Source organism: Streptomyces sp. SID1328, assembly GCF_009865595.1.
Classification (GTDB): domain Bacteria; phylum Actinomycetota; class Actinomycetes; order Streptomycetales; family Streptomycetaceae; genus Streptomyces; species Streptomyces griseoluteus.
The window spans coordinates 1-745 of record NZ_WWKH01000130.1 but is presented as its reverse complement, the minus strand read 5'-3'; the positions used below and the strand labels follow the sequence as shown (position 1 = coordinate 745).

Below are 745 nucleotides of genomic sequence, written 5' to 3'. Positions count from 1 at the left end.
GGGCGATGCTCACCGACGACGACGGCCGCGACCAGCCGCTGGTGGCCGCGTACCGCACCGCCTCCCTGCGCCGCGCCCTGGCGGACCTCGCCACCGAGCACGCCGAGCAGGGCGGGCACGCCGGGCGCGGCGGCCTGACCGGGCTGCCCCTGCGCCGCCTGACCGGCGCCCTGCGCCTGACCCGGCTCACCGACCCGCTGGCCTCCTTCGACTGCGACACCTGGGAAGACATCGCCCACGCCAGGGCACGGATCAGGGAGCATGGGCACGTGCTGAACGAATGGATCACCGCAGTCAAGAACGAGCTGGGCATCGAGCTCGACGTCGACACCCGCGTCCTCCTGGACGCCGCCCGCGACGTCGCCCACGGCGTGGCCCGCCCCGCCGCCCCGCTCACCACCTTCCTCATCGGTTACGCCGCCGCCCAGGGCAAGGGCGACGCCGAGTCCGTCGCCGAGGCGTCCGCCAAGGTCGCCGACCTGGCCACCCGCTGGGAAGCCGAGCACGGCGGGGGCGGGTCCGCCCCGGACGCCGGATGACCGCCTCCGGCACCCATGCGGGACCGCACGCCGGGCGCGGCGACGCCGATGACCTCGACGTGGAGGAGGCCCTGGCGCTCGTCCGCGCACCCAAAAGCGACCAGGCAGGCCGGACAGGCGGGACGGACCGGGCCGACCAGACCGGCCGGGCGGATCACGCCCCCGCCCGTCCGGCCGGGCACGAGCACCCCCACCACCAGGCCGCC

1 protein-coding gene and 1 pseudogene are annotated in these 745 nt (G+C 76.6%); both read left to right on the top strand.

The features are described 5' to 3' along the window. Positions 1-539: DUF6457 domain-containing protein (locus tag GT030_RS03965; RefSeq protein WP_237522182.1), on the top strand; the 539-nt coding region annotated here is incomplete at its 5' end. Further along, positions 536-745 (top strand): annotated as a pseudogene (locus tag GT030_RS36135) (molybdopterin molybdenumtransferase MoeA); the annotation flags it as partial. The gene GT030_RS03965 and the pseudogene GT030_RS36135, both read left to right, overlap by 4 nt.